Genomic DNA, 22,512 nt, shown 5'->3' with positions numbered 1-22,512 from the left:
TTGTTTAATGCTTCTGTGCTTTTTTTGTAGCTTTAACCCCGCACAAAGATGTTTGATGAGTTATTCTTCCCACTGAAATCATAATTTGGAAATTTCTCCCACTTTAGCGGTGGTAGCTTGGAATTGCTTAGTTATCAGTGTTTAAGGTTTTTTATTTAATAGACTGAAGTTTGATTTAGTCTCATTTATCGGGTTAAATGTAACAAAAAGGATGTGGAAAACTTTTTTGTGGTAAAAAGTGGTAAAAAGTGGTAGAACTCTTTACTTTTACACTAGATAAAAAGTGTAGATACCACTATGACCCAACTTTTAGGAGAATTTGATTGTAAACTTGACGCAAAGGGACGCCTTATGGTACCTGCTGCGCTTAAGAAACAATTGCCTAATTCGGAGAGTGAGGGTCTAATCATCAACCGTGGTTTTGAAAAAAATCTCGTTATCTATCCAAAAGCTGTTTGGGATGCTGTTGTCGCTGATCTTGCCAAGCTAAATATTTACGACGAAGAGAACAGGAGATTTGTAAGGGCCTTTACCCGTGGCGCAACAGAGCTTTCGCTTGATGCTGCCGGACGTGTTTTGTTGCCGAAATCTTTGGTGGAATATGCTGGTATTGGTAGCGATTTAGTTTTAGCATGTCAATTGGATCGAATTGAAGTTTGGGATAAAAAATCTTACGAAGATATTTTTGACGACGTGCCGGCCAACTTTGCAAGTTTAGCTCAAAAAGTAATGGGCGATAAGAAAGGAGGGGCTGATGGCGAATAATTACCATGTTCCTGTAATGCTTCAGCCTTGCATCGATGGATTAAATATTAAGCCAGATGGTGTTTACGTGGATGTTACTTTCGGTGGCGGCGGCCATTCGAAGGAAATTTTAAAACATCTTGGTCCGAAAGGTATTTTAATCGCTTTTGATCAGGATCCGGATGCGCAGGCAAACATCCCGGCTGATGATCGCTTCATTTTCATTGACCAGAACTTCGGTTTCCTCAGAAATAATCTTCGTTTAAAGGGTTTCCGTCAGGTAGATGGTATTCTTGCTGATCTTGGAGTTTCTTCGCATCAGTTTGATGTTCCGGAACGTGGGTTTTCCATCCGTTCGAACGCCGATTTGGATATGCGTATGGATCAACACCGCGATCTTACGGCTGTTCAGGTGTTAAACACTTATTCTGAAGATAAGCTTCATAAAATATTTGGGATCTACGGGGAGGTAAAAAATGCCAAATCATTGGCTCGAGCTATTGTTACAGCCCGTCTTGAAAAGCCTTTTACCGATAACGACAGTTTAAAATCAGCCATTTCAGAATATATCCCGAAAGGAAAAGAAAATAAATATTTAGCACAGGTTTTTCAGGCTTTACGGATAGAAGTAAATGCTGAAATACAGGTTTTGGAAGATTTTCTTCTGCAAGCTTCTGAGGTGTTGAAGCCGGGAGGTCACCTGGTTGTGATGTCTTATCATTCTTTGGAAGATAGGCCTGTGAAAAACTTCATGGCTAAAGGGAAATTTCAAGGCGAGGTAGAAAAAGATTTTTTTGGTAATCAACAAAAGCCATTCAATGTAATTACCCGTAAGGCAATTGTGGCAACTGAAGAAGAGATTGCGCAAAATAACAGGGCTCGAAGTGCAAAACTTAGAATAGCTGAAAAAATATGAACAGGTTCAGAGAGGAGATAGAGGAAGAGGAAATCGGGCCTGAGCCAGAGTTAAAAGCGGCGCCTAAAAGACCGAAAACCGCAGAAGAGAAAATGGATAGTAATTCATTTATCAGTAAGCTTTTTAATGATGGACTGGTATCAAAAGAGGCGGCCACTGATGCTTTGCCTTATTTGTGTTTTCTGGCATTTTTAGGAATGATATACATTGCTAACAGCCATTTTGCGGTAAACAATGTGCGTAGCATTGATAAATTAAATAAAGAAGTAAAAGAATTAAGATGGGAGTATAAATCTTTGAAAGCAGAGCTGATGTTTAAAAGCAAACTAACAGAAGTAGCGAAGAAGGTAGATACCCTTGGTATAAAAGAACTAATTGAACCACCAAAAAAAATAATTGTTAAAAGCGATGAATATTAGAGCAAACATCTTGCTTCGTGTATATCTGGCATTTGGCTTAATTGTGCTTTTTGCTTTTGCAGTATTTCTGCGTCTGGGTCAGGTGCAGTTTGTGCAAGGTAAAAAATGGAAGGCCATGGCCGATAGTCTTTCTACCCGTTATGTAAACGTGGAGGCTACTCGTGGCAATATTTATTCAAACGATGGTAGTTTGTTGGCAACGTCTGTACCCGAATATGAACTGCGTATGGATATGTTCGCAGGTGGAATTGCTGACGATAAAGTTTTTAATGAGAAAGTTGATTCATTGGGGATGAAACTGGCGCAAATTTTTCAGGACAAATCTGCAAAAGATTACGCCCGTTATTTGCGAAAAGGTCGCCAGGATAGTGCTCGTTATCTGCTGATTCACCGCAAAGTAGGTTATTCAGATTTAAAAACCATCAGAACTTTTCCCTTGTACAATATCGGGAAATTTAGCGGAGGTTTAATTGCGGTTCAGCAAAATAAAAGAATTCTGCCTTTTCAGGCTTTGGCTGCCCGTACCATTGGTTATAAAAATGAGAATGTTGCTAATGGGGTGGGATTAGAAGGTGCTTACAAAGAATATATCAACGGGGAAACTGGTAAAAGATTAATGCAGCGTATTGCCGGCGGAGTTTACATTCCGGTAAACGAGGAGGCGGAGGTTGCGCCCAAAGATGGAGCAGATATCATTTCTACCATCGATGTGAATATGCAAGATTTGGCTCAAAGTGCTTTAGAGAAACAGTTGATTGCAAGCAAAGCTGATCATGGGGCAGTGATTGTAATGGAGGTTGCAACCGGTGAAATTAGGGCTGTTGCCAATTTTTCAAAAGTTGAAGAGGGCGTTTACAAGGAGAAATTTAACTATGCTATCGCCGGTAATCAGGATCCTGGTTCAACTTTTAAGTTGGCATCATACATGGCGCTTTTGGAAGATGAATTGGTAGATACGAATACCATGGTGGGTACTGGTAATTACAAAATTCCAGGTCACATGATCAAAGATTCTCACGGAAGTATCGGTGTAGTAACCGTAAAAAAAGCTTTTGAACAATCATCTAATGCAGCAATTGCTTATTTAATTAACAGTAAGTATGGTGCAAACCCTAAAAAATTCACCGATCATTTGTACGATTGGCATCTGAATGAAAAACTGGAGTTGCAGATTCCTGGAGAAGCTAGACCAGTTGTAAAAAATCCATCTAATAAAAGCTGGGGAAAAATGACTTTGCCGCAAATGGCTTATGGCTATGAGATGCAGTTAACCCCATTAAAGATGCTTTCATTTTACAATGCGGTAGCCAATAACGGAAAATATGTGGCGCCAATTTTTGTAAAAGAAATCAGAAGATTGGGTAACCCTATCGAACAATTTAAAGCTAGGGTGATCAACAACAAAATTTGTTCTGATGTAACCTTAAGTAAAATACGAAAAATGCTTGAAGGGGTTGTGTTAGAGGGTAGCGGTAAACAAATTGTTTATAATCCTTTGTATCCTATTGCAGGTAAAACTGGTACAGCGCAAGTTGCAGATGCCAACAAAGGTTATAAAGCAAATAAGCAATATCAAGCTTCTTTCGTAGGTTATTTCCCTGCCGATAAACCTAAATATTCTATGATCGTGGTAATCAACGATCCGAAAGGCGCTTATTACGGTGCATTGGTTTCAGGACCAGTTTTTAGAGAGGTTGCCGATCGTATTTACGCTAGCGACATGCAAATGTACAACGATGTACCAACTCGCTTAGTTGGAAATACAGGCAATCCACCAACAAAAGCCGGACAAAGCAAAGCCACGCAAAAAGTATTCAAAGCATTTGGTTTTAAACCACTTTTTGCATCAAAATCTGAATACTATAACATCGTTGATACCAGCGCAGGAGAAGTTTTTCAAGAGAATACGGAACGAAAAGGCGTAATGCCGAATGTTTCGGGCATGGGCTTGAAAGATGCGCTTTATCTTTTAGGAAATGCAGGTTTAAAAACGAAAGTAATTGGATCTGGAAAAGTAATCGCTCAATCCATCGCCGCGGGTACAAAGGTTGGAAAAGGTTTGGGCGTACAAATAGAATTGAATTAAAAACAATGAATGAATGAGGGGTGAGTGAATGACGGAATGTTGCGATCGATGCTAACATTCACTCATTCAAAAATCTCTCATTAAATAAAATAAATGATTGAGAGTATGATTGAAGGCTAGAATGTTGCGATCGCTGTTAACATTCACTCATTCAAAATTCACTCACTCAAAATTAAAAAGTATGCAATTACAGGATTTACTTTACGGCATTACGATTAAAGAATTGGTTGGCAAAACCGATAAGGAAATCAACAGCCTAAATTTTGATTCTCGTAAAGTTGGAAAAGATGATGTTTTCTTTGCTGTAGTTGGAACACTTGCTGATGGTCACCAGTTTATTGAACAAACCATTGCTCAAGGTGCTGCTGTTATTATTTGCGAAAGTTTGCCAGAAGTGCATGACTTTACAGTCACCTATATCAAGGTAGAAAATACTGCTGTTGCCTTAGGTATAATGGCAGGTAATTATTTTGGAAATCCATCGGCCGATTTAAAATTAATTGGCATTACGGGTACCAATGGTAAAACCACCATTGCCACTATTTTATTTAAGCTTTTTAAAGATTTAGGATATAAAACCGGCCTTTTATCAACAGTTGAAAATTATATTAACGATACCGTTGTTGCCGCGACGCATACCACGCCAAATCCAATTGCTTTAAATCAGTTGTTACGTGATATGGTAAATGCTGGTTGCGATTATTGCTTTATGGAAGTAAGCTCGCATGCGGTATCGCAACATCGTATTGAGGGATTAACGTTTTCAGGTGGTGTTTTTTCAAATATTACTCACGATCACTTAGATTTTCATAAAACCTTCGACAGTTATTTAAAAGCCAAGAAGGCATTTTTTGATGTTTTACCGAAATCGGCTTTTGCGTTAACCAACATTGATGATAAAAATGGAATGGTAATGTTGCAAAACACAAAGGCACACAAAAAAACATATGCGCTGAAGCAACTTGCTGATTTCAAAGCAAAAATCATCGAAAATCAATTCAGCGGACTTCATTTAGATATCGATAATGAGGAGGTGTTTTTTAAGTTAGTTGGTACTTTCAATGCTTATAATCTACTTGCGGTTTATGGAACAGCCATTCTTTTGGAGCAAGATAAATTGAAAGTTTTGACTTTGCTAAGTCGCTTAACAGGTGCTGAAGGCCGTTTTGATTACATTACTTCCCCAAATAAAATCATCGGCATTGTAGATTATGCACATACACCAGATGCTGTTCAAAATGTGTTAAGCACCATTGCTAATATTCGTAAAGGGACGGAGCAGGTTATTACTGTAATTGGCTGCGGTGGCGACCGGGATAAAACCAAGCGCCCGATTATGGCCCAAGTGGCTTGCGATTGGAGTGATAAGGTGATTCTAACGTCCGACAATCCAAGAACAGAAGATGCGCAAGCAATCATCAACGATATGGAAGCGGGTGTTTCACCAACTAACAAGCGTAAAACGTTATCCATTTTAGATAGAAAAGAAGCGATAAAAACTGCTTGCCACCTAGCGCAGATCGGAGATATTATTCTAGTAGCCGGTAAAGGCCATGAAAAATACCAGGAAATTAATGGTGTAAGGAACCATTTTGATGATAAAGAGATTTTACTTGAACAACTTAACCCGAACAGCTAATGTTATATTTATTATTCGAATACCTGCATAAGCATTACGACATTCCTGGATTAAGGTTGTTTCAATATATCACGTTCCGTGCCTCCATTTCTATCATTTTATCGTTGATCATTACCACCGTGTATGGTCGTAGGTTGATTGATTTTTTACATAAGAAACAAGTAGGTGAAACAGTTAGAAATTTAGGTTTAGAAGGGCAAATGCAAAAACAAGGTACGCCTACAATGGGTGGTATTATCATTTTGCTGGGTATTTTAATTCCAACCTTGTTATTCGCCAACATCACAAATGTATATGTGATTTTAATGATTATCACCACAGTTTGGATGGGCGCTGTAGGTTTCCTGGACGACTATATCAAAGTTTTCAAAAAGAATAAAGAAGGTCTAGCTGGTCGTTTTAAGGTAGTTGGACAAGTAGGTTTAGGTTTAATTGTGGGTTGTACCATGTATTTCCATCCCAATATCGTAGTGAGAGAAACCGTTCAGGATGATGTTAAACCAACTTCTACTGTGCCAATGGTCCTTCGCCAGAAGGGCGAAACTTTCTACTATACGCAAGATGTAAAATCGACCAAAACGAACATGCCTTTTTACAAGAATAATGAGTTCGATTACGCGAAGGTATTTAAGTTTTTAGGAGGCGATTATCAGAAATATGCTTTCCTGGTATTCATCATTTTTACTGTTTTCATTATCACTGCGGTAAGTAACGGCGCTAACATCACGGATGGTATCGACGGTTTGGCTACCGGTACATCTGCAGTAATCGGGATTACTTTGGGTATTTTAGCTTATGTATCAGGTAATACCGTAATGGCCGATTATCTGAATATTATGTATATCCCGAACTCTGGAGAACTGCTGATTTTCGCGGGCGCCTTTGTGGGTTCATGTGTGGGTTTCCTTTGGTACAATTCTTATCCCGCTCAGATTTTTATGGGCGATACCGGAAGTTTGGCCATCGGTGGTATCATCGCATCTTTCGCTTTAATGATTCGTAAAGAGTTGATTATTCCAATCCTTTGCGGAATATTTTTAGTGGAGCTGGTTTCGGTAATTATGCAGGTATCTTATTTCAAATACACTAAAAAACGATTCGGAGAAGGGCGAAGAATTTTCCTGATGTCCCCGTTACACCACCACTATCAAAAGAAAGGTTATCACGAAGCGAAAATTGTAACCAGATTCTGGATTATCGGAATTATGCTGGCCATCATCACCATCGTAACATTGAAATTGAGATAAGGTGGAAGTTAAAGGTTGAAAGTTAAAAGTTGAAGGTTAAAAGTCGAAAGTTAAAAGTTAAGCAAAACGCAAACTGAGTAAATAAATAAAAAATAATAACTGTATTAGTCTTTAGCACCTCAATCTAAATACTATATACTAAATACCAACTACTAATTAAATAATGAGCACAAATCAAAATAACACAACAAGCAATCCTCAGTCAGCAATGGCAGGGCAGGCCCGCGTGGTTATTTTGGGTGCTGGAGAAAGTGGTGTAGGTGCTGCTAAGCTTGCTCAATTAAAAGGCTTCGATGTTTTTGTATCTGATTTTGGCGTAATCACTGATAAATATAAATCGGCATTAGAAAAGCTGAACATTCCCTTCGAATCTGAAAAGCATACTGAAGAACTGATTCTGAATGCTACCGAAGTAATTAAAAGTCCTGGTATTCCGGCTACGGCGCCAATTATTAAAAAATTGGTTGCTAAAAATATTTCAGTGATTTCGGAAATTGAATTTGCTGGCCGCTATACGGATGCAAAAATGATCTGCATAACAGGTTCTAACGGTAAATCGACAACCAGTCTGCTTACTTACCATATCCTAAAGAATGCAGGTTTAAATGTGGGTTTGGCAGGCAATATCGGTCATAGTTTTGCCGCTCAGGTAGCCACAGAAAATTTCGACTATTACGTTTTGGAGATCTCCAGCTTTATGCTTGATGATATGTTTCATTTCAAAGCCGATATCGCTGTGCTTTTAAACATCACTCCCGATCACTTAGACAGATACGACTATAAATTGGAGAATTACGCTGCGTCGAAAATGCGTATTATCCAAAATCAAACTGCTAACGATGTCTTCATTTACTGTGAAGATGACGAAGAAAGCAAAAAAGCATTAGCAAACAACCAGCCACTGGCTAAAACATATCCTTTTTCAATTATCAACACATTGGAAAAAGGCGCTTACTTACACGAGCAAATCATACATATCCTCACTGAACCAAATAACCAATTCACCATGTCTATTTCAGATTTAGCCTTACAAGGCAAGCACAACATTTATAACTCTATGGCTTCGGGCATTGTAGCGAAGGTTTTAGAGTTAAGAAATGAGACCATTCGTGAAAGTATGGGCAATTTCAAAAATATTGAGCATAGGCTAGAGCATGTAGCAAAAATTTCGGGAATTGATTTCATCAACGACAGTAAAGCCACAAATGTAAACTCTACCTGGTATGCTTTGGAAAGCATGACAACCGATGTAGTGTTGATTATGGGTGGTGTGGATAAAGGTAACGATTACAACATGCTTAAAGATCTGGTGAAAAGCAAAGTGAAGGCAATTGTATGTTTAGGTAAGGACAACAAGCGTATTCACGATGCTTTCGAGGATGATGTTGAGGTAATTGTAAATACTTTTTCGGCTGATGAAGCAGCACAGATTGCTTTCCATTTGGCTAAACGTGGTGATGCGGTCTTGTTATCGCCAGCTTGTGCCAGTTTCGATTTGTTCAAAAATTATGAAGACCGCGGTAATCAATTTAAAGCGGCAGTAAGAGAATTATAAAAGGAGGCTTAATTATATGTTTCAAGCACTACTTAACAAAACTAAAGGCGATAGATGGATCTGGTTAATCATCATCCTGCTTTCGCTTATTTCTGTAATGGCTGTTTACAGTGCAACAGGGACTTTAGCCTACAAAAAAGGCGAAGCGGTAGAAAAATTGCTTTTAACCAAGCACTTAATTTTCGTTTTAATGGGAATTGGGATGATATACATTGCCCACTTACTTGATTATCGGTATTATGCCGGTATCTCGAAAATTTTGATGATTGTAACCATTCCGCTTTTGGTTTATACCTTAATATTCGGAACAAATTTGAATGATGCTTCGCGTTGGGTTAAAATTCCGGTAATTGGACTTACGTTCCAAACCTCCGATTTAGCAAAACTAGCGTTAATTACGTTTTTGGCCAGAATGTTAACCAAAAAACAAGAAAACATCAAAAACGTTAAAGAGTCGTTTGTACCAATTATGGGCTCTGTTTGTGTGGTTTTCGTTTTAATTGCTTTGGCCAATTTGTCTACAGCTTTAATGTTATTTGGCGTAAGTATTTTGCTCTTAATCATCGGGCGTATTAGTATTAAACAGATTGCAATTGTTTGCGCTGGTGGATTTGTATTGTTATTATTTGTCTTTTTCCTCGGGCCAAGAAGAAAGACCTACATGTCGCGTATTAATACCTATTTGCATCCCGAGATGCAACATTCAGATAAAACTTTTCAGGCAGATCAGGCAAAAATTGCTTTGGCTACTGGAGGGGTTTTTGGTAAAGGGCCAGGTAATAGTACACAACGGAATTTCCTACCACACCCGTATTCCGATTTTATTTTCGCCATTATTATTGAAGAATGGGGAACACTGGGAGGAATTATAATCATGGTACTGTACCTGGTGCTTTTATACCGATGTATAAAAATAGTGACCAAGGCCCCCAAGGCATTCGGGGCGTTATTGGCAGCTGGATTGAGTTTTAGTTTAACCATTCAGGCTTTTGCAAACATGGCAGTGGCGGTTGGTTTAGGTCCGGTAACGGGAGTACCTTTGCCATTGGTGAGCATGGGTGGAACTTCGATGATTTTTACTAGCGTAGCCTTCGGGATTATATTAAGTGTAAGCAGAGACGTAGAAGAAAATGCAGGTGCGATAGCAAAAGAAGATAAAGAGAAAGTAAAGAATAAAGTGATTGTAGGAGAGATACCGGCGTTTGGATGAGGTTAGTCGTCATTGCGAGGAAGCATGACGAAGCAATCTATTTAATAAATATAGCAAATGAGATTGCTTCGTGCCTCGCAAAGACGAGCATAAAGAATGTCAATAATTAAATACAAAATGAATAATTCCCCAAAAATTATCATATCAGGTGGTGGCACCGGCGGGCATATTTTCCCCGCCGTAGCCATAGCCAATGCGCTTAAGCGCTTGGTTCCAGCTTGTGAAATTCTGTTTGTGGGTGCAAATGGCCGCATGGAAATGGAAAAAGTTCCAGCTGCCGGATATAAAATAATAGGCTTAAACATTAGTGGGATGCAGCGGGGTTCGATTGTAAAAAATCTTGCCTTGCCGTTTAAAGTTATCGGCAGTGTACGCAGAGCGATGCAGATTATTAATGATTTTAAACCAGATGCCGTAGTGGGCGTCGGGGGTTATGCCTCTGGTCCGTTATTGTATGCAGCATCATTAAAAGGAATTCCATACCTCATTCAAGAGCAGAATTCTTATGCTGGTGTAACCAATAAGTGGCTGGGTAGAAAGGCTTCAAAAATTTGTGTTGCTTTCGATGAAATGGAACAATTCTTCCCTGCTGATCGACTTTTGAAAACGGGGAATCCGGTTCGCAAAGACGTAGTTGATATCAAGGGAAAACACCACGCAGGTGCTGAACTTTTGAAACTCGATCCATTGAAGAAAACCATAATGGTTACAGGCGGAAGTTTAGGAGCTGGTACACTGAACAAAGCAATTGAAAAACATCTGCCGGAAATCATCGAACAGGATGTGCAAGTGGTTTGGCAAACGGGTAAATATTATTATAAGGGAATCATCGAGCGTTTGGGTCTGGAATATCATCCAAATGTGCGTATTCTGGAGTTTTTGAATAAAATGGATTTGGCTTATGCGGCTGCAGATGTGATTATCAGCAGAGCAGGAGCGGGAACGATCGCGGAACTTTGTCTAATCAAAAAACCAGTGATTTTGGTGCCTTCTCCTAACGTAGCGGAAGATCATCAAACCAAAAACGCAATGGCTCTGGTTAAAAATGGTGCCGCACTGCTTATTAACGACCGCTTCGCGGAAGATACATTAGTAAAGCAAGCGTTGTCGCTTTTGAATGATAAAGAACAAAGTGAAAAACTGGCTGAAAATATTGGTAAAATGGCTTTGCCAGAAGCAGATGAAATTATTGCTGGAGAAGTATTGAAATTGATAAAAGCTTAAGACTAAAGCTGAAAGACCAAAGCATAATTGACAATTCGTCATTGCGAGGTACGAAGCAATTTCAAAGTGAAAAAATATATAAACGGTAGAAAGAAAAGCTTTTCACTTTAGTCTTTCTGCTTTTAGCTTAAATAAAATGGAATTAAGTAAAATAAATAGAGTGTTTTTTGTAGGTATCGGTGGTATCGGCATGAGTGCGCTTGCTCGTTATTTTGCTAAACGCGGTCAGGTGGTTTGTGGTTACGATAAAACCAGAACGAAATTGACCGAGACTTTGGAACAGGAAGGCATTTTGATCACTTATTTGGATGAGGCAGCATCTCTGCCTTGCGCATTTTTAGATCATCATGATGATACTTTAATTGTTTATACACCTGCCATTCCGAAAGATTCCAAAATTTTAAATCACTTCATCGATAAAGGCTTCAGTCTTAAAAAACGCTCTGAAGTTTTAGGCATCATCAGCAAAGGCATGTTTTGTATCGGCATTGCAGGTACACATGGCAAAACCACTACCTCATCAATTGTGGCTCATCTTTTAAAAGATACAGGTTACGATTGTACTGCTTTTTTGGGTGGAATTACCAGTAACTACAACAGCAACGTATTGTTTGGGAAAAATAATGTGGTAGTCGTTGAGGCAGACGAATATGACCGTTCATTTTTAACGTTACATCCTGATATTGCTGTGGTTACTTCAATGGATGCCGATCATTTAGATATTTATGGAGACAAAAGCCATTTAGATGAATCTTTCCAATTGTATGCTGGTCAACTCAAACCAAATGGTACACTTTACGCCTATGAGGGTTTGCCATTGAACAATAGCATTAGCTATGCAGCAAGCACAACTGCAACCGCCAAAGCAGAAAACCTTCGGGTAGAAGGGTCGAAGTTTGTATTTGATTATACTGATAATGATACCCAGATTAAAGACATCAACTTAATGTTGCCTGGCAAGCACAATGTAGAAAATACAACGGTTGCCATTGCCATTGCTTTAAAACTGGGAATTGATGCAGATAAAATTAAGCAAGCAGTAGCAAACTTTAAAGGCGTAAAACGCCGATTCGAATACATCGTAAATAACGATAATCAGATTTACATTGATGATTATGCCCATCATCCTGAAGAATTAAGAGCTTGTTTCGATGCTGTTCGTCAATTGTATCCAGATAAAAAGCTTACGGTTATTTTTCAGCCACACTTGTTTACGCGTACGCGAGATTTTGCCGATGACTTTGCAAAAGTTTTAAGCACAGCTGATGATTTGTTACTGCTGGAAATATATCCGGCGAGAGAATTGCCTTTGGAAGGTATTGATTCGAAGTTTTTATTGGATAAAATCAGCCTGAAGAATAAACAAATATGTGGAAAAGATTTTGTGGTTCAGTATGTTAAGGACACAAAGCCTGAGTTAATTTTAACGGTTGGTGCGGGTGATATCGATACAATTATTGAACCTCTGAAAAATACATTAAACCATGCTTAAAAGAATAAACTGGAGCGCAATATTTACCGGCTTTGCCTGGCTGATTAGCCTGGCTGGTGTGGTGGTGCTTTTAAGTTTCATCAACATTAAAAAGCAAACGGTTAAATGTACAGATGTAAAAATTTTAATTCCTGGGGCAGATAACTTTATCGAGAGAGAAGAAATTGATCAGATTTTAAGAGAAGATCAGGGCGTATTGCTGGGACGAAATATCGAAAATATCAATATTCATAAAATAGAAAAGAAGCTGCAATCTAATCCATACATCGCCTTTGCGAAGGTGTACGTAGAAATGGATGGTGTGTTGAACATAGAAGTGAAACAGCGCCAGCCGGTGGTGAGGATATTAAACAGTAGCGGTCAGGATTTTTATATTGACAACGACGGTTTGAAAATGCCAATCTCCTCAAACTTTACCGCAAATGTTTTGGTGGCAACAGGCAATATAACAGAGGTTTTTGGAAGTAGAGTTGATACCCTCCATACCAAATTGGCTCATGATATTTATAAAACCGCTTTATTTATCAAGAGAGATACTTTGTGGGATTCGCAGATTGAGCAATTGGTTGTAGATCAAAAAAATGATATTGAACTGATTCCCCGTGTAGGTGATCAGCGCATCATTCTAGGTAATGCGGATTCTTTAGAAAAAAAGATGACCAACCTTTTGCTATTTTACAAAAAAGCAATGCCACAAGTGGGTTGGGATGCCTACAGAACTATTAATATTAAATATACTAATCAAATAGTTTGCGAAAAAAGAGATTCGACAGCAATTGCCAGAAAGCGAAAAACAATTTCATCTTCCGATAGTTTGAGAATACAACAAAAGGTAGCCGATTCGCTAATTAGAAATGTAATCAGCGATGCTATAGTAGAACAAACTGCTGCTGTTGTTCCGAAAAAAACGGAAACGAAAACCGCTGAGCCGAAAAAGCCAGAAGTAAAAACAGTTGCTCCAGCGAAGACTGAAACCAAAAAAACAGTAATAACTGCAGCTGGTAAGCCAAAGGAACAAAAGCCCGCAGAAAAAAAGCCGGCGACTTCGCAAACAACGGAAAAGAAAAAAACCAATACAAAATCTGCAGCCCAACTGAAGCTGGAGAGAGAAAAAGAAATCAGAGCCCTAGAAAAACAATATAAAACTCAACAAAATTAACGAATATGGACAAGGCAAAATTTACCAGTCAGTCTCCCATTGTAGTAGGATTAGATATCGGTACTACAAAAATATGTGTTATCGTTGGCCGTAGAACCCAACATGGTAAGATAGAAATTTTAGGAATAGGAAAGGCAGAATCGGCGGGGGTGACACGAGGAGTAGTTTCTAACATTCAAAAAACAGTGCAGGGCATTGCTCAGGCGGTTGAGGTGGCGAGTGGACAATCAAATGTAGAAATACAGGTGGTAAATGTTGGTATTGCCGGTCAACACATTAAAAGCTTGCAGCACCGAGGAATTTTAACAAGAAGAGAATTAAATAACGAAATCGGTAAAAAAGATATCGATAAGTTAATTGATGATATGTTTAAACTGGTGATGCCTCCAGGTGAGGAAATTATCCATGTATTGCCACAGGAATTTACCATTGATAACGAACCGGGAATTAAAGATCCTATCGGGATGGCCGGTGTACGTTTGGAGGCTAATTTCCATATCATCTCTGGGCAGGTTACAGCGGTTAAAAATATCATCAAATGTGTAAATAATGCAGGATTGCAAACTCAGGATCTGATTCTTGAGCCATTGGCTTCTTCTGAATCGGTGTTGAGCGATGAAGAAAAAGAAGCTGGTATTGCATTGGTTGATATAGGTGGTGGAACTACCGATATTGCCATCTTCCACGAGGGTATTATTCGTCATACCGCTGTGATTCCATTCGGGGGGAATAGTGTAACTGAAGATATCAGGGAAGGTTGTTCAGTAATGCGCAATCAAGCCGAGTTATTGAAAACACGTTTTGGTTCTGCTTTGGCCGAAGAAAATAAAGAAAACGAGATCATTTGCGTTCCTGGTCTTCGCGGTCGTGAGCCGAAAGAAATTTCGGTTAAAAACCTGGCTTATGTTATCCAGGCCCGTATGGAAGAAATCATCGAGCATGTTTACTACGAGATCAAATCTTCTGGCTACGAGAAAAAGCTAATCGGCGGAATTGTAATCACTGGTGGTGGTGCTTTATTGAAACACTTATCGCAGGCGGTAGAATATGTAACGGGACTAGATTGCCGCATTGGTTATCCAAATGAGCATTTATCTAAATATGAAGATATGCCAAAGGCGATTTACGATGATTTAAAAAGCCCGATGTATGCTACCAGTGTTGGTTTATTAATTAAAGGTATTCAGAAAGCTGAAGAATTAATTGAAGAAATGAAACAGCCAGGTGTTTTTGTAGAAAAGCCAAAAGCACAAAAAGAAAAAGAAAAACGCGGTCCAGGCTTATTTGACAAACTCCTGGCTAAAACAAAAACATTCATTCAAGATGATATGAATGTTAGCGATGAAGATTATCTGAAAAGCTAATTTTTTTTCAACAACATGTGAGTTTTCCACATTCTTAACACTTGTGGAAAACGTCTGTTGAAAAAGTGTTAATATTACGTTGAGTAATGAACAGAATTTAAAACTTTTTAAACAACTGATTCATAAAGATATGCAGTTCGAAATGTTAAAAGATAAGTCATCAATCATCAAAGTAATTGGTGTTGGAGGCGGTGGCGGCAACGCAGTAAACCATATGTACCTATCGGGTATTACTGGTGTAGACTTTATTATTTGTAATACAGATGCCCAAGCTTTGGAATCTAGTCCGATACCTAACAAGGTACAATTAGGGGCTAGTTTAACTGAAGGTATGGGTGCTGGTTCTATTCCAGAGGTTGGCAAAAACTCAGCGATAGAAAATATCGATGATATTAAAGCCATGTTGGGTAGTACAACAAAAATGTTGTTTATTACTGCTGGAATGGGTGGTGGTACCGGAACTGGTGCATCGCCAATCATTGCCAAAGCTGCCAAAGAACTTGATATTTTAACAGTTGCCATTATTACCACGCCATTCTCTTTTGAAGGGAAGAGACGTAAGCTTCAGGCTGATGAGGGCATGGAAGAATTGAAAAAATATGTAGATTCTTATTTGGTCATCTCTAACGATAGATTGCGTGAGATCTTCGGGAATTTAACGTTAGGTTCTGCATTTGGTCAGGCCGATGATATTTTAACAACAGCAGCAAAAGGTATTGCAGAGATTATTACAGTTCCAGGTTATATAAATGTGGACTTTAAGGATGTGCGTACTGTAATGAAAGAAAGCGGTGTTGCCATCATGGGTAGTCATGCAGCTGACGGCGAAGATCGTGCTTTACAAGCAGTTGAAGGTGCTTTAGCATCTCCACTATTAAAAGATAACGAAATTGAAGGTGCCCGTTATATTCTATTAAACATCAGTTCTGGCGTTCAGGAAGTAACAATGGATGAAGTTTCCATCATTACTGATTACATTCAGGAAAAAGCAGGTTTATCTGCTGATTTAATTTGGGGTAACTGTACAGATGAATCATTAGGCGAGAAATTATCAGTAACTATTATCGCTACTGGCTTCCAAACATCTGAAGAGCGTGTTCATGAAGAGAAAAACAAAAAGAAGATCTCATTATTAACTCCTGAAGAAGCTCCGTTGGTTCGTCCAATTGAGCCGGTAAATTCTTTTATTCAGCCAAAGGCTGCTCCAAGTTACGAGCCGGTTTTGAAAGCTAAAGAGGAAGTTTCACAAGCTGATCTTTTCGGTGGAATGTTTGCAAAAGCTGAACCTCAAAAAGTTCAAGAGCCTGAAAATAATGTTGTTCGTCATACTTTAATTGAAGAAGAGCCTCAGGTAGAAGAACCACAGGAAACAGGTTTTGAGTTTGAAGTAAAGTTGGCAGAAACCAATTTTGTGTTCGAAACACCAGCGGTACAACCTGCTCCGGAGCCGGAAGTGGAAATGCATGTTGCTGGTTTGGATGACGACAAAAATGATGAATCGATGGAAGAGCAGTTGAAAAAATCTAAAGAACGTATCTTACGTTTAAAAGATTTAAGCATGAAATTGCGCACTACCAACGGCTTGCAAGAATTAGAAAATGAACCTGCTTACAAACGCAAACAAATGCAGTTACAGCAAGTTCAACATTCTTCTGAATCGCAAGTGAGTCGTTTCACATTAAGTAACGATCAAGATGGTGGTACAGAGATTAGACCAAACAATTCTTTCTTACACGACAACGTTGATTAAATCAAACCAAATATAATTTTAAAGCCTCGATTTACTATCGGGGCTTTTTTGGCATAAATTTAGATTGTTAAAAATCTTAATTGACAAGCGGAAGATTAATCTGGTTGATTTTAAGCCAAATAAACCGTAAATTCGCAAAATTTTTATTATCAAAAAACACATAATACATTGGATATATTTGAAAAGATAGCAAAGCACATGGGCCCGCTTGGTCAACACCAAAAATGGTCTCATGGGTATTTCTCGTTTCCAAAATTAGAGGGAGAAATTGCACCTCACATGCAATTCAAAGGAAAAGAGCATTTGGTTTGGAGCTTAAACAATTATTTAGGTTTAGCCAACCACCCAGAAGTTAGAAAAGCAGACGCTGATGCAGCTGCAGAATTTGGTATGGCTTACCCGATGGGTGCCCGTATGATGAGTGGAAACTCCAAATACCATGAACAACTGGAGCAGGAACTTGCAGCATTTGTGGGTAAACCTGATGCGTTTTTGTTGAATTATGGTTATCAGGGGATGGTTTCTATCATCGATACTTTGGTGGATAGAAATGATGTGATTGTGTATGATGGTGAATCTCATGCCTGCATTATCGATGGTCTTCGTTTACACATGGGTAAACGTTTCGTGTACCAACACAACGATATTGCAAGTGCGAAAAAACAATTAGAGCGTGCTACGAAATTAACCAAAGAATCTGGCGGAGGTATTTTATTAATTACCGAAGGCGTTTTCGGAATGAGTGGAGCGCAAGGTAAACTAAAAGAGATTGTTGATTTAAAGAAAGAATTTGATTTCCGTATTTTGGTTGATGATGCACACGGTTTTGGTACAATGGGTAAAACAGGTGCAGGTACGCACGAAGCTCAAGATTGTATTGAGGGTATTGATGTTTACTTCGGAACCTTTGCAAAATCAATGGCTGGTATTGGCGCTTTCGTGGCTTCTACTGAAGAGATTACCAACTTTTTAAGATATAACATGCGTTCACAAACTTTTGCTAAGGCGTTGCCAATGCCAATGGTTAAAGGATTATTAAAACGTTTGGAATTGTTAAAGAGCAAGCCAGAACTTAAAGATAAGTTATGGGAAATTGCAATGACTTTACAAAAAGGATTGCGTGAAAGAGGCTTCGATTTGGGTGTAACTGATTCTGTGGTAACGCCAGTTTTCTTAAAAGGAGAGCTTACTGATGCGACAGCAATCACTTTCGATTTACGCCAGAACTACAGCATTTTCTGTTCGATTGTTGTTTATCCGGTAATTCCAAAAGGAATGATCGAGCTGCGCTTAATTCCAACAGCTGTACACACATTAGAAGATGTTCAACGTACGTTGGATGCTTTTAGCGAAGTTGCAGAAAAGCTTGAAAACGGTTATTATAAAGAGAATCAGTTTGCAATAGCTTAATTGATAATTATATTTAAAAGCCCTTTAAACTAGTTTAAAGGGCTTTTTTTATGAGTTAATTTTCTTAATATACTGCAAGTCAGATCTTTGCTTGTTGTTTTTATAACTACTGATGTTCATAAAACGTTTCAGTGTGGAAAAAAACGGCATCAACGGCGATTTTTATTCAGTTAAAAATTTTTGTTTCTACAACAAACCTATTAAATTAGAGTTAGATAATTAAAAATCAAACCTTTAAAATTGTAGGAGTACTAAAAATGAAAAAATTTGAAGAAGTAAAAAGTCTGGTTGCAGCTTTAGAAGCTGATGCAGACAAATTTTATAACAAAGGAAACAGTGCCGCAGGAACAAGAGTTCGTAAAGGCATGCAAGATTTGAAAAACTTAGCTCAGGCGATTCGTTTGGAGGTTCAGGACACTAAAAATAAAGCTTAAGCAATAAAGATATTTAAAGAAGTCAAGTTCAAAAACTTGACTTCTTTTGTTTTTTAAGCTAATTGACCTAGTTTTTCGATCTCTTTGATAATCGATTGTTCTAATGTTGAAGACGCTTTAATCAATGGTAACCTTACTGTATCATCACAAACACCCAGATATTTAAGTGCAGCCTTTATTCCCGCTGGGTTTCCTTCTGCAAAAGCTAAACGCGTAAATTCTACCAGGCTTAAGTGTGCAGGATTAGCGCCTTTGAAATCCCCGGCTAAACATTGTCTCACCATATCAGAAAACTGTCGTGGTAAAGCGTTCGCAATTACAGAAATAATTCCAGATGCACCTAAAGCAATCATAGGCAGAGTAATAGGGTCATCACCAGAAATTAATAGAAAATCTTCCGGTTTATCCCTCATAATCTGATTGAATTGGTCAAAACTTCCTGAAGCTTCTTTCGTGGCAATGATATTCTTGAAATCATGCGCCAATCTACAAGTGGTTTCAGGAGTCATATTGCTCATCGTACGTCCAGGAACATTATAAAGGATTAGATCCAAAGGTGAAACCTCGGCTAAATATTTATAGTGTTGGTAAATTCCTTCTTGAGTTGGCTTGTTGTAGTAAGGACTTACAGATAAAATGGCACTATAGCTGTTTGCATCAAAAGATTTGATATCTTCTGCAACAGCCAGAGTATTGTTGCCACCAATTCCGGCAACTAAGGGTAATCTATTATTGTTTATTTCAGCAGTATAAGCCCACACCTTCTTCTTCTCATCCTTGGTCATTGTAGCGGTTTCGCCGGTTGTACCTAAAGAAACGAGGTAATCTATCCCTCCGTCGATCAAGTGATTAATCAGGTTTTTTAAACCATTATAATCAACAGATCCATCTGTGTTGAAAGGTGTAACCAACGCCACACCAGTACCCTGAAATTTGTTCATTCTAATTTATAATTATTGAATTTTGAATAAGAGATTGAATGAAGGTGTTAAGCATTCATTTAATCATTCATTCAATCACGCTCTCATTTTATTTTATCATTTCTAAAAGTTCTGCATCACTAATGATGGGAATATTTAGTTTGGTTGCTTTCTCTAACTTGGATGGTCCCATATTATCACCGGCTACCAAATAATTTAATTTACCTGATATTCCACTCAAAATTTTCCCACCATTTGCCTCGATAATATCTTTCAATTCTTCGCGGCCGTAATTTTCAAAAACGCCCGAAATTACGAATGTTTTTCCAATAAGTTTATCACTCGCCAGTTCAATTACCTTTTCTTCAATTTCGAACTGCAAACCCGCTAATTTTAATAGTTGAACCTGCTCTAAATGCTCTTTTTTTGCGAAATATTCAACAATGCTTTCGGCAATGCGTTGCCCAATTTCATCAATGGCAATTAATTCGTCAATTGTGGCACGAGATAAGTTGTCAATATTTTTTACGCCAGCGGCTAGTTTTTTTGCAACTGTTTCTCCCACGTAACGAATCCCTAATCCGAAAAGCACTTTCTCAAATGGCATTTCTTTTGATTTTTCGATTCCAGCAAGCATGTTTTCAATGGAGCGTTCGCCAAATCGATCTAAGCTTTTTAACTGATCTGATTTTAAATGTAAACTATAAAGATCACTAATGTGATTGACTAAGCCATGTTTATAAAAAGTTTCAATAGTTTCATCACCGAGGCCATCAATATTCATCGCTTTGCGTGAAATAAAATGTTGAATCTTTCCGACGATTTGTGGCGGGCAACCTTCATCGTTCGGGCAATAGTGCACCGCTTCTCCTTCTTTTCTAATCAGTTCAGTTCCGCATTCCGGGCAGTTGTGTAGATAATGAACCCGATTAGAGCCTTCAACTCTTTTATCTAAATTCACTTTTATTATTTTCGGAATGATTTCCCCGCCTTTCTCTACAAAAACGGTATCGCCTTCATGTAAATCCAATCTTTCGATTTCGTTTGCATTATGCAAAGTAGCTCTTTTAACAGTCGTTCCTGCCAATAAAACAGGCTTTAAATTAGCTACGGGCGTTACTGCGCCAGTCCGACCAACCTGATAGGTTACCTTCTCTAAAACGGTTTCCACTTCAGCAGCTTTATATTTATAGGAGATTGCCCAACGCGGAGATTTAGCTGTAAAACCGAGTTCCTGTTGCTGGGCGTAGCTGTTTACCTTAATCACGATTCCATCAATATCGTAACTCAGTTTAAAACGTTCGGTTTCCCAATGGTGAATGAAAGCCAGGACATCATCAATATTTTTAACTAAGCGATTGTGCTCGCACACATGAAAACCCCAATCTTTGACCGCCTGCAGGCTATCCCAATGATTTTTAAACTCGTTTTTATCGGTGTTCAGAAAATAAATGAAACCATCTAGAGGTCTCTTCGCAACTTCCTTGCTGTCTTGCATTTTTATCGTTCCGGAAGCAAAATTGCGTGGGTTAGCATAAGGAATTTCTCCCAATTCTTCACGTGCAGCATTTAAACGCAGAAATGCCGCCTTATGCATAAAGATCTCTCCCCGAATTTCGAAATGCTCTGGTGCTTTTTCAGTTTTGATTTGATGCGGGATAGTGTGGATGGTTTTAACATTATTGGTCACGTCATCACCTTTGGTTCCATCGCCACGGGTTACTGCTCTTAGCAACTTTCCGTTTTCATAAGTGAGGCTGATTGATAATCCATCAAACTTCAGTTCGCAAACGTATTCAAAGTTATCGCCGATTGCTTTTCGAATCCGTTCGTCAAAATCGCGAAGATCCTGTTCATTATAAGTATTACCCAGCGATAACATTGGGTATTTATGATTTACGGTAATGAAGTTTTTGGTAATGTCGCCACCTACTCGTTGAGTAGGAGAGTTTGGGTCAGCAAAATCAGGATTTGCCTTTTCTAATTCAGCAAGATGCTTAAGCTTTTTATCAAACTCATAATCGCCAATGGTTGGCATAGCCAGCACATAATAATTGTAATTATGCTGGTTTAACTCGGCAACCAGCGCATCCATTTCTTCTTTAATTGCAAATAGCGACATAAGAGCAAATATAAAAAAAGGATGAGTTGCTTTAGGATTCGTTTGGAAAAATAATTAACTGCCAGATAATTGATCCGATATCTCATCGAAAATTTCCATAAAATCTTTCTCCAGCGTTTCCTTACATATTCCCAATTGAAATGTTAGCGCTGCCAATTGCTTTTCGTTTAAGGTTTCTGGCCACAAACGCATGCAAATTCTATTTAGCGCATAGCTGATGTTTTCTAATTTTTGATAGCTTAAAAGGTACTTGCTACTAATGAAACCTTCCATGAATTTAAAAAAAACCGATTGATCTTTCAAGCCACAATGTGTAAGGAAATCGCCTAGTGATTCCTTTTTCACCGCAGATAATTTGTCGTAAAAATGATTTACCTGAATGAGATTATGTTCTATTAGTAGGTGATCAAGTAAAAGTTCTAACCCGATGTGCGCTAAAAATGAGGGTCGAACCGGCGTATCTTCGACAATTGGTTTTATAAGGAACTTCAATTCAGTAGTTTTTTCCAAGAAATAATTGGAAGAGTGGAAAAGCAAATCAACTGAGAGATGTCTTTTCCAGCCTCTTAATAGCGATTCTTCATCAGGATTTCCTAAGAAAAGGAATTCGTTTTTTTGAGGGTATAAATTGGCCTCTTTGGAAGCGTTTTTTATTAAGTCAGGCAATACTGTTCCCAAAACCACATTGGCATCATCATTTGATTTATCGAAGTAGTAGTGAGACAAGAAATTCATGCTCACAAGTTAATGTTTTCTTTATTGCCGAAAAACTGAATTGGGTAAATGTTCGGCTTCGAACCTGTATTGTTTTGTAAGTTAAT

Annotated in this window: 18 protein-coding genes; 15 read left to right on the top strand and 3 right to left on the bottom strand. The window is 38.4% G+C overall.

The genetic code is table 11. The features are described from left to right. The first annotated feature begins 297 nt into the window (after positions 1 to 297). The 15 genes from mraZ to ACZZZK_RS07755 all read left to right on the top strand — a co-directional run bounded on the left by mraZ (position 298) and on the right by ACZZZK_RS07755 (position 18,649). Positions 298 to 765: a division/cell wall cluster transcriptional repressor MraZ gene (gene mraZ, locus ACZZZK_RS07825; RefSeq protein WP_463483655.1), complete on the top strand. Its 468-nt coding sequence runs from the start codon at positions 298 to 300 to the stop codon at positions 763 to 765. Beyond that, the gene (gene rsmH / locus ACZZZK_RS07820) at positions 755 to 1,660 is read left to right on the top strand and encodes a 16S rRNA (cytosine(1402)-N(4))-methyltransferase RsmH (RefSeq protein ID WP_463483654.1); all 906 of its coding nucleotides are present in this window, start codon (positions 755 to 757) and stop codon (positions 1,658 to 1,660) included. The genes mraZ and rsmH overlap by 11 nt, the downstream gene beginning before the upstream one ends. After that, positions 1,657 to 2,079: an FtsL-like putative cell division protein gene (locus ACZZZK_RS07815; RefSeq protein ID WP_463483653.1), complete on the top strand. Its 423-nt coding sequence runs from the start codon at positions 1,657 to 1,659 to the stop codon at positions 2,077 to 2,079. Before rsmH ends, ACZZZK_RS07815 begins: the two co-directional genes overlap by 4 nt. Further along, positions 2,069 to 4,165 carry a penicillin-binding protein gene (locus ACZZZK_RS07810; RefSeq protein WP_463483652.1) on the top strand — a complete coding sequence of 699 codons (2,097 nt, stop codon included), beginning with the start codon at positions 2,069 to 2,071 and terminating at the stop codon, positions 4,163 to 4,165. The genes ACZZZK_RS07815 and ACZZZK_RS07810 overlap by 11 nt, the downstream gene beginning before the upstream one ends. Before the next feature lie 181 nt (positions 4,166 to 4,346). Next, positions 4,347 to 5,804, top strand: a complete 1,458-nt coding sequence (locus ACZZZK_RS07805) for a UDP-N-acetylmuramoyl-L-alanyl-D-glutamate--2,6-diaminopimelate ligase (RefSeq protein WP_463483651.1) — start codon at positions 4,347 to 4,349, stop codon at positions 5,802 to 5,804. After that, positions 5,804 to 7,051, top strand: coding sequence for a phospho-N-acetylmuramoyl-pentapeptide-transferase (gene mraY, locus ACZZZK_RS07800; RefSeq protein ID WP_056851702.1), 1,248 nt, complete (start codon positions 5,804 to 5,806; stop codon positions 7,049 to 7,051). The genes ACZZZK_RS07805 and mraY overlap by 1 nt, the downstream gene beginning before the upstream one ends. A gap of 163 nt (positions 7,052 to 7,214) precedes the next feature. Then, complete coding sequence (murD, locus tag ACZZZK_RS07795) at positions 7,215 to 8,606, top strand: UDP-N-acetylmuramoyl-L-alanine--D-glutamate ligase (protein WP_463483650.1); 1,392 nt, start codon at positions 7,215 to 7,217, stop codon at positions 8,604 to 8,606. 16 nt (positions 8,607 to 8,622) lie between these two features. Next, the gene (locus ACZZZK_RS07790; RefSeq protein ID WP_463483649.1) at positions 8,623 to 9,816 is read left to right on the top strand and encodes an FtsW/RodA/SpoVE family cell cycle protein; all 1,194 of its coding nucleotides are present in this window, start codon (positions 8,623 to 8,625) and stop codon (positions 9,814 to 9,816) included. A 117-nt stretch (positions 9,817 to 9,933) separates the two neighbouring features. Continuing rightward, on the top strand, positions 9,934 to 11,040 hold the full coding sequence (murG, locus tag ACZZZK_RS07785) for an undecaprenyldiphospho-muramoylpentapeptide beta-N-acetylglucosaminyltransferase (RefSeq protein WP_463483648.1): 1,107 nt from the start codon (positions 9,934 to 9,936) through the stop codon (positions 11,038 to 11,040). A 136-nt stretch (positions 11,041 to 11,176) separates the two neighbouring features. After that, positions 11,177 to 12,532: a UDP-N-acetylmuramate--L-alanine ligase gene (murC, locus tag ACZZZK_RS07780; protein WP_463483647.1), complete on the top strand. Its 1,356-nt coding sequence runs from the start codon at positions 11,177 to 11,179 to the stop codon at positions 12,530 to 12,532. Then, positions 12,525 to 13,691, top strand: a complete 1,167-nt coding sequence (locus ACZZZK_RS07775) for a cell division protein FtsQ/DivIB (RefSeq protein WP_463483646.1) — start codon at positions 12,525 to 12,527, stop codon at positions 13,689 to 13,691. Before murC ends, ACZZZK_RS07775 begins: the two co-directional genes overlap by 8 nt. A 5-nt stretch (positions 13,692 to 13,696) precedes the next feature. Next, positions 13,697 to 15,055 (top strand): cell division protein FtsA, encoded by a 1,359-nt coding sequence (gene ftsA, locus ACZZZK_RS07770; protein ID WP_056851706.1) that lies wholly within the window; start codon positions 13,697 to 13,699, stop codon positions 15,053 to 15,055. 130 nt (positions 15,056 to 15,185) lie between these two features. Next, positions 15,186 to 16,805, top strand: a complete 1,620-nt coding sequence (gene ftsZ, locus ACZZZK_RS07765; protein WP_463483645.1) for a cell division protein FtsZ — start codon at positions 15,186 to 15,188, stop codon at positions 16,803 to 16,805. A 168-nt stretch (positions 16,806 to 16,973) separates the two neighbouring features. Beyond that, positions 16,974 to 18,215, top strand: coding sequence for an aminotransferase class I/II-fold pyridoxal phosphate-dependent enzyme (locus ACZZZK_RS07760; RefSeq protein ID WP_056851707.1), 1,242 nt, complete (start codon positions 16,974 to 16,976; stop codon positions 18,213 to 18,215). Positions 18,216 to 18,472: 257 nt separating this feature from the next. Continuing rightward, positions 18,473 to 18,649 carry a hypothetical protein gene (locus ACZZZK_RS07755; protein ID WP_010602932.1) on the top strand — a complete coding sequence of 59 codons (177 nt, stop codon included), beginning with the start codon at positions 18,473 to 18,475 and terminating at the stop codon, positions 18,647 to 18,649. Positions 18,650 to 18,702: 53 nt separating this feature from the next. Here ACZZZK_RS07755 and dapA read toward each other — a convergent pair whose 3' ends face one another. The 3 genes from dapA to ACZZZK_RS07740 form a co-directional block, all read right to left on the bottom strand. Beyond that, positions 18,703 to 19,590 (bottom strand): 4-hydroxy-tetrahydrodipicolinate synthase, encoded by an 888-nt coding sequence (gene dapA, locus ACZZZK_RS07750; protein ID WP_463483644.1) that lies wholly within the window; start codon positions 19,588 to 19,590, stop codon positions 18,703 to 18,705. 88 nt (positions 19,591 to 19,678) lie between these two features. Then, on the bottom strand, positions 19,679 to 21,691 hold the full coding sequence (ligA, locus tag ACZZZK_RS07745; protein WP_463483643.1) for an NAD-dependent DNA ligase LigA: 2,013 nt from the start codon (positions 21,689 to 21,691) through the stop codon (positions 19,679 to 19,681). A 54-nt stretch (positions 21,692 to 21,745) separates the two neighbouring features. Continuing rightward, positions 21,746 to 22,426 (bottom strand): ACP phosphodiesterase, encoded by a 681-nt coding sequence (locus ACZZZK_RS07740; RefSeq protein ID WP_463483642.1) that lies wholly within the window; start codon positions 22,424 to 22,426, stop codon positions 21,746 to 21,748. Between the last annotated feature and the right edge of the window lie 86 nt (positions 22,427 to 22,512).

This window comes from Pedobacter sp. AC163, assembly GCF_979258665.1.
Note: the sequence above shows the minus strand (reverse complement) of the source record. Positions and strands in the feature narration are given on the sequence as shown.